This is a genomic window from Ruegeria sp. CDSA079, assembly GCF_059612245.1.
In genome coordinates this window covers 62,984-75,267 of the sequence record NZ_JBXWQF010000005.1, presented here as the reverse complement: position 1 = coordinate 75,267, position 12,284 = coordinate 62,984, and the positions used below count along the sequence as shown (strand labels likewise).

Sequence of the window (12,284 nt, the reverse complement as noted above, 5' to 3'; positions counted from 1 at the left end):
GACAGATGGTGCATAAGCGGTTTCAGTGATTCACGCATCTAAGGATCTGAGACATGCACGACATCCGCGCCATTCGCGAAAACCCAGCCGCCTTCGACGCCGCACTTGCGCGCCGTGGGGACGCGCCGGTGTCGTCAGATTTGTTGAGGTTGGATGAAAGCCGCCGCGCCAAGATTCTGGCCGCCGAAACCGCACAGGCTGAGCAGAACAAGGCCAGCAAAGAGGTCGGTGCCGCCAAGGGCCGCGGTGATGAAGCCGAGTTCGAACGCCTGCGCGCACTGGTGGCCGAGAAAAAGGCCGAGATCGCCCGGATGCAGACCGAGGCGAAAGATCTGGACGCTCTTCTAACGGATCAGCTCGCCCGCATTGCCAACTTGCCCGCCGATGATGTGCCGAAAGGCGCGGACGAGAATGACAATGTCGAGGTCAACCGTTGGGGTGCCCCACGCGCGTTCGACTTTGCTCCGAAAGAGCATTTCGAGGTTCCCGCCGTCGCTGCCGCGATGGATTTCGAGACTGCATCCAAGACCAGCGGCAGTCGCTTTGTGAACCTGTCCCAAGGCGTGGCCCGCATCCACCGTGCGCTGGCGCAATTCATGCTGGACACGCATATCGACAAGAATGGGTTAACCGAAATGCAGACCCCGGTTCTGGTCCGGGATGAGGCGATGTACGGCACTGACAAGCTTCCGAAATTCGGTGCCGACAGCTATCAAACGACCAACGGCTGGTGGCTGATCCCGACCTCTGAAGTCACGCTGACCTATTCTGTTGCCGGGGATATTCTTGACGAAGCCGTTCTGCCCATCCGCATGACCGCGCATACCGTCTGCTTCCGGTCCGAGGCTGGCAGCGCCGGCAAGGACACTGCGGGTATTTTGCGACAGCACCAGTTCGAAAAGGTCGAAATGGTCTCGATCACCCATCCCGACAAATCGGATGAGGAACAGAAGCGTATGCTACGCTGTGCCGAAGACTTGTTGGAGCAGTTGGGCATCCCCTATCGCACCGTCGTTCTGTGCACCGGCGACATGGGCTTTGGCGCGCGGCGCACTTATGACATCGAAGCATGGCTACCCGGTCAGGATACCTATCGCGAGATCAGCTCGGTCTCGACCACTGGCGCATTTCAGGCTCGTCGGATGAACGCTCGGTTCCGCCCGGATGGTGGCGGCAAGCCGGAATATGTTCACACACTGAACGGCTCGGGCCTTGCTGTTGGGCGCTGCTTGATCGCTGTCCTGGAAAACGGTCAGAACGCGGATGGTACCGTGACCCTGCCCGAAGTCCTGAGCCCCTATCTGGGTGGCAAGCTGACGCTGCAACTGGACGGTACGCTGGCATAAGAAAACCGGCCCCCTGCAGGGCGCCGGTCTGACAAAATGGAAGGGCGAGGAAGTCTTACTTCTTCGCCTTTTTCTTTTCTTTCTTTTTGTCGCTCTTTTTGTCAGCCTTCTTGGCGTCTTTCTTTTTGTCAGCCTTCTTGGACTTTTTGTCCTTCTTGGATTTGGCCTTCACCTTGTCCTTGGCCTTGGAGAACGCGGCTTCCATTTCCTTGCGCTTCTTGGCAGCTTTTTCTGCCTTGGCCTTGGCTTTGGCCTTTTTCTTGGCCGCGGCTTCGGCTTTTTCAGCCGCTGCCTTTTCCTCTGCCGCCTTGCGTGCAGCTTCCTCGGCCCGCTTTTCGGCCGCAGCAGCAGCAACAGTCTTGCGCGTAGTGGTTTTGCGTGCGGTTGTCTTCCTGGTCGCAGGCTTGCGCACAGAAGCACGGCGTGTAACAGGTTTCGCAGCGGCCGGTTTCGCGGAGATGGCCTCTTTTGCGGCTGCAATCAACACAGCAGCACGTGCTTCACCGACCCGAGGGACCTTGACCAGGTCAGCAGGGCTTGCCTTGGCTATTGCTTCTGCGGTCTTGAAGCCATTGGCGACAAGAGCCTGGCCAAGTGCCTCTCCTACACCTTTCATATTGGTCACTGCGGTCATTATCTGTCCTTTCTCAATCTCCCTGCAGATTTGTATATACACCGGATGTACAATCAGCAAGTTCTATGTCAGCCAGTCAAAACCCAGTGCTTTAGCCATGGGCAAGATCGGCCGTTCGGGTTTGTTTAGGAAAAGGCACAAGACGTTTTGCATCCTCATCCCATAGTTTCAGCTGCAACGCTGCAACGGCTTCGGGGAATTTGATCCGACGCGGTGTGAATTCCGGCGGCAGATTATAGTGGCAAGCGCGCAGGCGGTAGGAAGGGATACGCGCGTTATAGTGGTGGATGTCATGCAACGTGATACAGGCCACAGCGGTATCGAACCACCATCCGAAATCCAGTGCTGAAGACCCCTGAAGCGCAGCGACCTGAGGGTTTAACTCGGGTCTGCGATCCCAATAGGTGTCCTCGAAATTATGTTGCAGATAGACGAGAAACACACCCAACATCCCGCCCAGAAACGAAAACGCCAACCAAACCCAGATCCCGGTCATTCCCGCGATCAGATACAGCAGGCTTAGGAATACCACGATAGACACGTTGTGCATCAACACGCCTTTCACGCCAAAGCGCACAGTGTTCTTTGGCCAGCGGTAGCGAATGAAGTATGTGAACAAAGCCCCCATCGGCACCAGGATGAACGGATTGCGATACAGCCTGTAGAACAAACGCGTTTTCCGATCTGCCGCGTTCCATTCCCGTACAGTCATGGTGTGAATTTCGCCGGTTTCGCGATGTTCCAGATTACCGATGCCTGCATGGTGAAGGTTGTGGTTCTGCTTCATCACTTCGAACGGCGCAAAGGTAAACGGCGACAGGCCGTGCCCCGCCCACTCGTTCTGCAATCGCGTTTCAAAAAGCGAATGGTGCCCGCAATCATGTTGCAGCACGTAAAGTCGCACAGCGGAAAAGGCAAAGACGATCCCGGTAGGTATCATGATGTACCACAGGTCCACAAAATGGATCGCCAATGCCAGTGACGCAAAATACGCCGCGAACGTTCCAAAATAGCTTAACGCAGCCAATCTGTTGTCCTGAACCGCGTATTGTCTTGTATATTCCCTCAGATCCATCCAGCCCGCTCCCACGATGGTCCTGTTAAGTTCTGTTCAAAATCTATGCACGGTTTGACCACAAACAAGCATGTCGCGCGCAGACAAATGCACGCTCGTGAATGCTAACGCGCAGAACCGGGGCTGTCACGCCCCCAGAGTGAAAACGCTGAAAATTGGCGCAGTTACGCGCTTGAGCAGTAAGAATTGTCAGAAGTGACGCACTCTCTTTCATTCAGCCGAGACAGGAGAGCCGCGTGGAAGTGACGGCGATTCTGAAGTTGTCCGAGTGTCGTCACTAGACGATCCCCGCGCAACACCCGACATCTGCTGAAGCGACAACACCGCGTCCTCGGGTCACACAGCAGCTGAAAACCGGGAACCACAACCAACGAGACGCAGGCAGCATGGTCGGATCGTCTGCTCAGCCTCGGCCCTTAAGATGCTTGGCCAGCGCGCCCGCGTTTTTCTTGCGGCGGCCTTTGTAGGGGTTCTTGTCCCCCTGCCCGCGCAAAGTCAGACGAATTGGCGTACCGGGCATGTCGAAATCTTCGCGCAATCCGTTGACCAGATAGCGCGAATAACTGGCCGGCATTTTGTCAGGGTGCGAGCACATCACAACAAAGCCCGGTGGACGCGTTTTGGCTTGCGTCATATACCGCAGTTTGATCCGGCGCCCTTGCGGCGCTGGTGGCGGGTGTTGTTCAAGCATCGCGATCAGCCAGCGGTTCAACGCAGCTGTCGGCACCCGGCGATTCCAAATGTCATGGGCGCGCAATATCGCGGCTCGCAGGCGCTCCAGCCCCCGGCCCGTCTTCGCGGACACCGTAATCAAGGGCGCGCCGCGTAGCTGCGGCAGCAGACGGTCAAAGGACTCCTTGAGCTCGCGCAGCTTTTCCTGCTTGTTTTCTTCAACATCCCACTTGTTGACTGCAACAACTACGGCCCGGCCTTCACGTTCGGCAAGGTCGGCGATGCGCAAGTCTTGCTGTTCGAACGGGATCTCTGCGTCCAGCAAGACCACGACAACTTCTGCAAACTTCACGGCCCGCAGACCATCGGAAACCGAAAGCTTTTCGAGCTTTTCCTGAACCTTGGCCTTTTTGCGCATCCCTGCAGTGTCAAAGATCCGCATCGGGGTGCTGTCACCGTCCGGATCGGCCCAATCGATCCGCAGGCTGATGGCATCGCGGGTGATCCCCGCCTCGGGTCCTGTCAGCAGGCGATCTTCGCCGACGATCTTGTTGATCAGCGTGGACTTGCCCGCATTCGGACGGCCCACCACGGCCACCTGCAGTGGTTTGGCAGGGGTGATCAGGGGCATCTCGCCCTCGCCATCCTCATCCAGCTCGATGTCCGTTTCAGGGGCCTCCTCGACCTGTTTTTCCTCTGCTGCATCGGCCAGAGGCATCAGCTGCGCATAAAGGTCGGTCATCCCTTCGCCATGTTCGCCTGACAGGCGGACCGGTTCACCCAAACCCAGATTGTATGCCTCCAGAACACCTGCATCCGCTGCATTGCCTTCGGCCTTGTTGGCCGCAAGGATCACATGCTTGGAGCGTTTACGCAGGATTTCCGCGAACATCTCATCTGTGGGGGTCAGGCCCACGCGCGCGTCGATCATGAACAGGCAGACATCGGCCATGTCCACTGCGCGTTCGGTCAGACGGCGCATCCTGCCCTGAAGGCTGTCATCTGTCGCATCTTCAAGCCCTGCTGTATCGATCACGGTAAAACGCAGATCGCCCAGCCGCGCTTCGCCTTCGCGCAGGTCACGGGTCACGCCGGGCTGGTCGTCGACCAAGGCCAGACGTTTGCCCACAAGGCGATTGAACAGTGTGGATTTGCCCACATTCGGGCGCCCCACGATGGCGAGGGTCAGCGACATGATACTCAACTTTCAAGACTCAAGATGCGCCCTTTAGCGCATCTTGCCGTCAACGGAAAGCGTGTAGATCACCCTTTGCCGAAACGACATACAGCGTTTGCCCGGCAACAACCGGCGCTGTTGTCGCGCCGCCGGGCACTTCGACCTGATGAACCAGCGTTCCGTCGACCGGATTGAAGAACCGCAGATAACCGTCATTGGACGCAATAACAATGCGGCCGCCCGCAAGGATCGGACCGTAATGCGCAAAGATCGGACCGCGGCGACCGCGCTTGTCTTTGACAAAGCCTGGCAGATCCTGCGCCCAGATGACAGAGCCATCCGCCGCGTTCAAACGCACCAACTGGCTGCGGTCACTGATCAGGAAAACGCTGTTGCCCGCGGGCCATACGGCATCCACGGCGCCTTCGTCCGCTGTCCAACGACGCTCACCCGTCCCAGCATCAAACGCAACGGTCCGGCCAGAATGATTGCCGATATAGATGGTGCTTCCTGACACCATCGGGCCGCCTGTCACATCAACGATCTGTGCTGCAGCCCGCCCCCGGCGCCCACCGGCGACCGAAGCATTCCAGCGACGGATGCCGCCTCGACGAAAAGCGGCGGCAACGTCGCCCGAGCCAAAGGCAAACACGGCCAGATCCGAGGCAATCACAGGTGCGGGTGCACCCAAGACGTTGCCGACGCTGGGCGTGCCTTCGATTTGCCAGGCAATACGACCGTCTTTCGTGGCAATGGTCCATCCGGTTTCATCTCCGGCCACCAGATATAGCAGGCCATCATTGACCAGCGGTGCGCCGCTGCCGGTGGCTTGCAGGCGTTTTTGCCAACGCATCGCACCGGTCTTGGCGTCCAGCGCGGTCAGGCGACCATAACCTGAAGACACATAAAGAACACCATCGGCATAGGCCATGCCACCGCCCGTGGCGTCTGAATCCCCGTCGCTTGCCGGGATCAGACCGGTTTCCCAGGCAACCTGCCCCTGGGGTGTCACAGCGGAAACCGTAGCTGAGGAGTCCAGCGTGTAAATCAGCCCACCCGCAACGACCGGCTCGGCGGTGATACGTTGCTTGCGCGAGTCACCCTGACCGATCGAGGCAGACCAAACGCGCTGTGGCGTTGCACGCAGTGCTGCGTTTGTAGTCCGATAGGCCGGTGTTCCCGGGCTTTGCGACCAGTTTGCATTCGCCTGCTGCGACGGCAGACTGATGGGTTGAGAGCCCCGCTTTTCCACCGTTTCCAAATCCGACAAGGGGCGGATGTCTTCGCGTTCACCGGGCAGAATGGGCTCGGGTTCTTCACAGGCGGCCAGTGCGGTCAAGGCCAGCGCTGCGACCGGCAATCCCACGCGGGAAAATAGTCTTGTTACCATGATATTCCGAACTCGCCTGTCATTACGTCTTTTCTTACCTATGGTCAGCCCTGTTGCGTCACCACAGGTTCCGGTTCGCCGCCCAAAGCGACAATCAATTGCGCTGCGCGCTGCTGCAGATCAATACCAACTTCAGCATCCTGCCGCAGCGCCTGCAAACGATCCAGAGCAGCCTCGACATTGCCTTCAGAAACATCAATCAACGCCAGTTGCTCTTCAGCCAGCAGACGCAGCGGCGCGCCCGGCGCGGCAAGCGCCTCAAACTGTTGGCGACGGTCGTCTGCCGGCAAGGTGTCGCTCTGCAAAAGCAGGGCCTTGAAGCTTGCAATGGCGCGGTAAATTTCAGGCAGATCGCCCTGAACGGCAACAGCATTCAGGCTGTTGACCGCGTCTTCGCGCGATCCAGCCTCGACCTGAGAGGTCGCCAGCAACATGTTCAACACGGCGTCCCCGCCGGGCGACACGGTCTCAATGCTCTGCAATCCGGCAGCTCGTGCCTCAGAACCGTTCTGAGTCAAAGCGGCAAGAATCGAGTCTCCCAGTTCTTGTGCCTGCGCCGCGTCACGGGATTTGCGGTATTCGTTAAAGGCCGCGCCCCCCACGATAAGCACCACGGCAACTACACCGACCCAGCCCCAGCGGCGCAACAGCAGGTACATGCGGTCGCGGCGCACCTCTTCCGTGACCTCATCAATGAAACTGTCTGTGTCGCTCATCCCTGCCCCCTGGGCTGTGTGTCTTGTCTAAGTGCGCCATGTCATACCCCGGCACCAACGCCAAGCCAAGGGTCGGAATTTGCACATTTTCACCCCCGGGCGTTACTCTTGCGAAAAAAAGTAAACCGAACTATTCAGTTCAGTGTAGAAAAGACATAGCCTAAGCCCCATTTCTAGGCGTATGCGCCTTGTGTTTTTGGGCAGAGAATTCTAGGAGAATCCCCGTATGCGTTTGATTTCATTCATCAACGCCATTCTGGTCATTGTAGCTTTGTATTTTCTTGTATTCGAGCGTGATGCGCTGTTTGCATTCGCTGGACGTGGCGAAGCAGCGGAAACAGCGGAAAATGAAGCTGCTGTAGTCGAAAATTCTGAATTCGCGGCGGTGGGTGTTGTCGTCCTGCGTTCGCAAGCGCGCGAGATTGACAGCGCGGTCTTGTTGCGCGGTCAGACCAAGGCAAACCGGCAGGTAGAAGTTCTGGCGGAAACCACTTCGACCGTAATCTCAGAGCCCAAACGCAAAGGTTCATTTGTCGAAGCCGGAGATATTCTGTGCGAGCTTGACCCCGGCTCGCGCCCGGCGCAACTGGCCGAAGTCATGGCTGGCAAGCTTGAGGCCGAAAGTCGTATCCCCGAGGCCGAAGCCCGCCTGCAAGAAGCGCATGCTTTGGTCGCCGAGGCCGAAATCAATCTGACCGCATCACGCAAGCTTGCTGAAACCGGCTTTGCCTCGGAAACCCGCCGGATTTCCAGCGAAGCCGCGATGAGCACCGCCAAAGCCGGGGTGAAATCGGCAGAGGCCGGGTTGGAAGCCACCCGCGCCGGGATCGAAGCCGCAGCCGCAGCTGTTGAGGCCGCACAGCGCGAGGCCGGGCGTGTGATCATCACCTCGCCATTCAAAGGTCTGCTGGAAAGCGACACTGCGGAACTGGGCAGCCTGATGCAGCCCGGATCGCTCTGCGCCACGGTTATTCAGCTGGATCCGATCAAGCTGGTGGGCTTTGTGCCCGAAACCGAGGTCAACCGCGTCATTGTCGGTTCCGAGGCATCTGCAACGCTGGTCACTGGACGGCAACTGAATGGCCGGGTGACGTTCCTCAGCCGCTCGGCCGATGAGACGACGCGCACATTCGAGGTGGAAATCACTGTGCCCAACTCCGATCTGACCATCCGCGACGGCCAGACCGCAACCATCCAGATCGCCGCCGAAGGGGCTAAGGCGCACCTGCTGCCACAATCCGCACTGACGCTCAGCAATGAAGGTCAATTGGGTGTACGCACGGTCGGCGCTGGCAACATTGTCGACTTCAAGCCGGTCCAAATTCTGCGCGACACCGCAGAAGGCGTCTGGATCGGCGGGCTGCCGGAGACGACCGACATCATCGTCGTTGGGCAAGAGTTTGTGACCCGCGGCGTCACTGTGAAACCCACCTATCGGGAAGCATCACAATGACAGGTATTGTCGCCTGGGCCGCTGATCGGGCCCGAATGGTTCTGGCGTTTATCGCCATCTCGCTGGTTATCGGCGGGTTTGCCTATGTCTCATTGCCGAAAGAGGGCGAGCCGGACATTGAAATCCCTGCCCTTTTCGTTTCCGTACAGTTCCCAGGCATTTCTGCGGAAGACTCAGAAAACCTTCTGGTCAAGCCGATGGAGACCGAGTTGGCGGATCTCGACGGCCTGAAGGAAATGACCTCGACCGCTGCCGAAGGCTATGCCGGTGTCGCGCTGGAATTTGATTTTGGCTGGGACAAAACCGCGATCATGGCCGATGTCCGCGACGCGATGAACACGGCACAGGCGGATTTCCCGGAAGGCGCCGAGCAATATTCGCTGACCGAGATCAATTTTTCCGAGTTTCCCATTGTCATCGTGAACCTGACCGGTGCGGTTCCCGAGCGCACAATGGCGCGCGTTGCCAAAGACTTGCAGGACGAGCTTGAGGCGCTGGATTCGGTGCTTGAGGCCGGTATCGCAGGCAATCGCGATGAGATGCTCGAGGTTGTCATCGATCCTTTGCGGCTTGAGGCATACAACGTCACCGCAGATGAGCTGATCAACGTTGTTCAGAACAACAACCAGCTAATTGCAGCGGGTGAAGTCGAAACTGCGCAGGGTACATTCTCGGTCAAGATTCCGTCGTCGTTCAAAACCGCGCAAGACGTTTATGGCTTGCCGATCAAGGTCAACGGCGACCGGGTCGTAACTCTGGGTGAGCTGGCGCAAATTAACTATACCTTCGAAGACCGCGCCGGAACGGCCCGGTTCAACGGGGAGCCGACCGTCGCCTTGCAAGTGGTAAAGCGCAAGGGCTTCAACCTGATCGACACAGTTGCGCAGGTGAAAGAGACGATTGCACAGGCCAAAACGAAATGGCCGCCCGAGCTTCAGGCCGCCGTCGATCTGGGCACGTCCAACGACCAAAGCCGCATCGTTGGCTCAATGGTCAGTCAGTTGGAAGGCTCGGTTCTAACCGCAATTGCACTGGTGATGATCGTGGTGCTGGCTTCGCTGGGCACACGGGCTGCCCTGCTGGTGGGTTTTGCGATCCCCACCTCGTTCCTGCTGTGTTTTGCCTTCCTGGCGGTCATGGGTGTCAGCGTTTCCAATATCGTGATGTTCGGTCTTATTCTGGCGGTTGGGATGCTGGTGGATGGCGCCATCGTCGTTGTCGAGTACGCCGACAAGCGCATCAAGGACGGCGTCGGCCCGATGCACGCCTATGTCGAGGCGGCGCAACGCATGTTCTGGCCCATCGTGTCGTCGACTGCCACAACACTCTGCGCCTTCCTGCCCATGCTGTTCTGGCCCGGTGTGCCGGGTGAGTTCATGGGTATGTTGCCTGTCACGCTGATCTTTGTTCTTTCGGCATCTCTGATCGTGGCGCTGATTTACCTGCCGGTCATGGGCGGTGTATCCGGCCGGTTAAGCCGCATCTTCGACCGATCCTCGACCTGGTTGCGCGCACGCACGCCTTGGTGGCTGCGGGCGGTGATGGTGCCACCGTCGTTGTACATGATCTTTCTGGGCGCGATGCAGACCCTGAACCCCGACTACTTACTGCCCGGAGGTTCAATAGCAGGGGCGCTTCTGTTCCTGTTCGGGGCGTTTGCCGGCTCTGTCACCCTAAACGCGGCCAGGATCGTACGCAAAGTAGAAGAGCGTGTTCATTCGGCCGACCAACACACCCCCTTTGGTCATGTGGTTAGATTCCTTGTCGGCAACCCGATCATGCCTATCGTGTCTTTGGCGGCGGTATTCATTGCGGTCTATTCGGTGGCTTTCATCTGGTTCCCACAAGAGTCCCGTGGTGTCGAATTCTTCGTAGAAAGCGAACCGGAACAGGCCACCGCGTATGTCCGCGCGCGGGGCAACATCTCGCTTGTGGAAAAAGATGGCATGGTCTTGGCGGCAGAAGATGTGATCGCGGCCCACCCTGCCGTTATCAACGTGTTTTCTTTCGCGGGCGAAGGCGGTCTGAACCAGAACAACGGGGGCGCTCAGGAACCTGCCGATACAGTGGGCCGTGTTCAGTTCGAGATCATCCCCTGGGAAGACCGCCCCAACGTCTCGGAATCGGTCCTGTGGGGCCTGTTCGATCGTAACTTTGTTGCGCCTGAATTTGACGGCGACTTCGTGATTGACGAGATCAACGCGCAACTTGCGGAAATCCCCGGCATCGTCGTCGAAATCCTGCCGCTCGAGCAAGGCCCGGCCTCGGCCAAGCCTGTACATTTGCGCATCAAGGGTGACGGGTGGGAAGATCTGACCACGGCGACGCTCGCCGCACGCGAGATGTTTGATTCCACGCCGGGTCTGATCAAAACCGAAGACACCCTGCCCCTGCCCGGCATCGATTGGCAGATCGACGTGGACGTCGCCAAGGCCGGTCGGTTCGGAGCCGATGTGGCCACGGTTGGCGCCATGGTGCAGTTGGTGACGCGCGGCATTCTGCTGGGCGAGATGCGCCCGGACAGCAATGATGAAGAGATTGAAATCCGTGTGCGCTTGCCTGAACAGGATCGCGTCCTTTCGACACTGGATGCGCTCAAGGTCCGCACCCCGGACGGGTTGGTGCCTTTGTCCAACTTCGTGACACGTAAGCCCGTGGCCAAACTGGCCGAGATCAACCGAGTTGACCAACAGCGTTATTACGACGTCAAAGCCGATGTCGAACCGGGGCTAAGCAAGGTCACGACCGAAGGCCCCGATGGTGAACTCGTGCGGCTGGCCGTCATGAGGGAAGTGGCAGAGGGTGCCACGCCAACTGGTACGGTGTTGAACAGCGCAGGCGGCAAGTCGTACGAGCTGGTTCAACTGACCGGGGCAGAGAGTATCGATCAACTGCGCGGTGCAATTGAAAACGGCGATGCACAGTTCGCGCTGATCAACCCGAATGAACGGATCGCGGTTCTGACCGAATGGCTTGAAACCAGCCCGTTTGCCAATTCGATCAGTTGGGAATGGACCGGCGATCAGGAAGAACAGGCAGAATCCGGTGCCTTCCTAGTGAACGCGTTCATGGGCGCTCTGGGCTTGATGTTCGTCATCCTGCTGGCGCAGTTCAACTCGTTCTACAACTCGGTTTTGGTTTTGCTGGCAGTTATTCTTTCGACCACCGGGGTTCTGATCGGTATGATCGTGATGGAACAACCGTTTTCGATCATCATGACCGGGACCGGCATCGTGGCGCTGGCGGGAATTGTGGTGAACAACAATATCGTTCTGATCGATACCTATCAGGAATACAGTGCCTACATGCCCCGGATCGAGGCGATCATCCGCACCGCGGAAGCTCGGATTCGCCCGGTGTTGCTGACCACCTTGACCACGATGGCTGGTCTGACACCGATGATGTTCGGCCTGTCGCTGGACTTTATCAATGGCGGCTATTCCATCGACAGTCCCACTGCCCTGTGGTGGAAACAGCTGGCAACAGCGGTGGTCTTTGGTCTGGGGATCGCGACTGTTCTGACATTGATCGTGACCCCGTCCCTTCTGGCGTTGCGGGTTTGGGTGACGACCTATGTAGTGTGGCTCAGCCGCTTGCTGGCGCGCGTTACCGCAGGCCGATCCAGCCAGATTGCGCAGGATATGGCCATTGGTCTCTCTGCCCGTCAAATGCAGGCAACCGAGATCATTTGGGAGGATGAATTCCTATCCGGAAGGCCGACAAAGGACGGCGGTTCGAATCAACCCGATCATCCTTCAGAGCCGCCTTTGAAAGCCGCTGAATAACATAAAGGACCGGAACTTCCGGTCCTTTTCTATTCG

At 58.2% G+C, this 12,284-nt stretch carries 8 protein-coding genes; 3 read left to right on the top strand and 5 right to left on the bottom strand.

Going from position 1 to position 12,284, the window contains the following annotated elements:
- Positions 1-53: 53 nt before the first annotated feature.
- A complete protein-coding gene (gene serS / locus AC2FJZ_RS06810) occupies positions 54-1,346 on the top strand; it encodes a serine--tRNA ligase (RefSeq protein ID WP_496776677.1) in 1,293 nt (430 codons plus the stop codon).
- A 55-nt stretch (positions 1,347-1,401) separates the two neighbouring features.
- Here the strand turns inward: serS and AC2FJZ_RS06805 are convergent, their stop codons facing one another.
- The 5 genes from AC2FJZ_RS06805 to AC2FJZ_RS06785 form a co-directional block, all read right to left on the bottom strand.
- The gene (locus AC2FJZ_RS06805) at positions 1,402-1,980 is read right to left on the bottom strand and encodes a helix-hairpin-helix domain-containing protein (RefSeq protein ID WP_496669174.1); all 579 of its coding nucleotides are present in this window, start codon (positions 1,978-1,980) and stop codon (positions 1,402-1,404) included.
- A gap of 91 nt (positions 1,981-2,071) precedes the next feature.
- A complete protein-coding gene (locus tag AC2FJZ_RS06800; protein WP_496669176.1) occupies positions 2,072-3,055 on the bottom strand; it encodes a fatty acid desaturase in 984 nt (327 codons plus the stop codon).
- Between the two features lie 403 nt (positions 3,056-3,458).
- Complete coding sequence (gene der / locus AC2FJZ_RS06795; protein ID WP_496776675.1) at positions 3,459-4,922, bottom strand: ribosome biogenesis GTPase Der; 1,464 nt, start codon at positions 4,920-4,922, stop codon at positions 3,459-3,461.
- Between the two features lie 49 nt (positions 4,923-4,971).
- Positions 4,972-6,294 (bottom strand): PQQ-like beta-propeller repeat protein, encoded by a 1,323-nt coding sequence (locus AC2FJZ_RS06790; RefSeq protein ID WP_496776673.1) that lies wholly within the window; start codon positions 6,292-6,294, stop codon positions 4,972-4,974.
- A 44-nt stretch (positions 6,295-6,338) separates the two neighbouring features.
- Positions 6,339-7,010, bottom strand: coding sequence for a hypothetical protein (locus AC2FJZ_RS06785; protein ID WP_496669181.1), 672 nt, complete (start codon positions 7,008-7,010; stop codon positions 6,339-6,341).
- A gap of 226 nt (positions 7,011-7,236) precedes the next feature.
- Here AC2FJZ_RS06785 and AC2FJZ_RS06780 point away from each other — a divergent pair, with 226 nt between their 5' ends.
- Both AC2FJZ_RS06780 and AC2FJZ_RS06775 read left to right on the top strand, forming a co-directional pair.
- Positions 7,237-8,463 carry an efflux RND transporter periplasmic adaptor subunit gene (locus tag AC2FJZ_RS06780; RefSeq protein WP_496669183.1) on the top strand — a complete coding sequence of 409 codons (1,227 nt, stop codon included), beginning with the start codon at positions 7,237-7,239 and terminating at the stop codon, positions 8,461-8,463.
- Positions 8,460-12,248, top strand: coding sequence for an efflux RND transporter permease subunit (locus tag AC2FJZ_RS06775; RefSeq protein ID WP_496776671.1), 3,789 nt, complete (start codon positions 8,460-8,462; stop codon positions 12,246-12,248). The genes AC2FJZ_RS06780 and AC2FJZ_RS06775 overlap by 4 nt, the downstream gene beginning before the upstream one ends.
- Positions 12,249-12,284 lie beyond the last annotated feature (36 nt).

Bases quoted from the DNA above. Each gene is read 5' to 3' on its own strand.
- serS (WP_496776677.1), top strand. From the start codon at position 54: ATGCACGACATCCGCGCCATTCGCGAAAACCCAGCCGCCTTCGACGCC.
- AC2FJZ_RS06805 (WP_496669174.1), bottom strand. From the start codon at position 1,980: ATGACCGCAGTGACCAATATGAAAGGTGTAGGAGAGGCACTTGGCCAG.
- AC2FJZ_RS06800 (WP_496669176.1), bottom strand. From the start codon at position 3,055: ATGGATCTGAGGGAATATACAAGACAATACGCGGTTCAGGACAACAGA.
- der (WP_496776675.1), bottom strand. From the start codon at position 4,922: ATGTCGCTGACCCTCGCCATCGTGGGGCGCCCGAATGTGGGCAAATCC.
- AC2FJZ_RS06790 (WP_496776673.1), bottom strand. From the start codon at position 6,294: ATGGTAACAAGACTATTTTCCCGCGTGGGATTGCCGGTCGCAGCGCTG.
- AC2FJZ_RS06785 (WP_496669181.1), bottom strand. From the start codon at position 7,010: ATGAGCGACACAGACAGTTTCATTGATGAGGTCACGGAAGAGGTGCGC.
- AC2FJZ_RS06780 (WP_496669183.1), top strand. From the start codon at position 7,237: ATGCGTTTGATTTCATTCATCAACGCCATTCTGGTCATTGTAGCTTTG.
- AC2FJZ_RS06775 (WP_496776671.1), top strand. From the start codon at position 8,460: ATGACAGGTATTGTCGCCTGGGCCGCTGATCGGGCCCGAATGGTTCTG.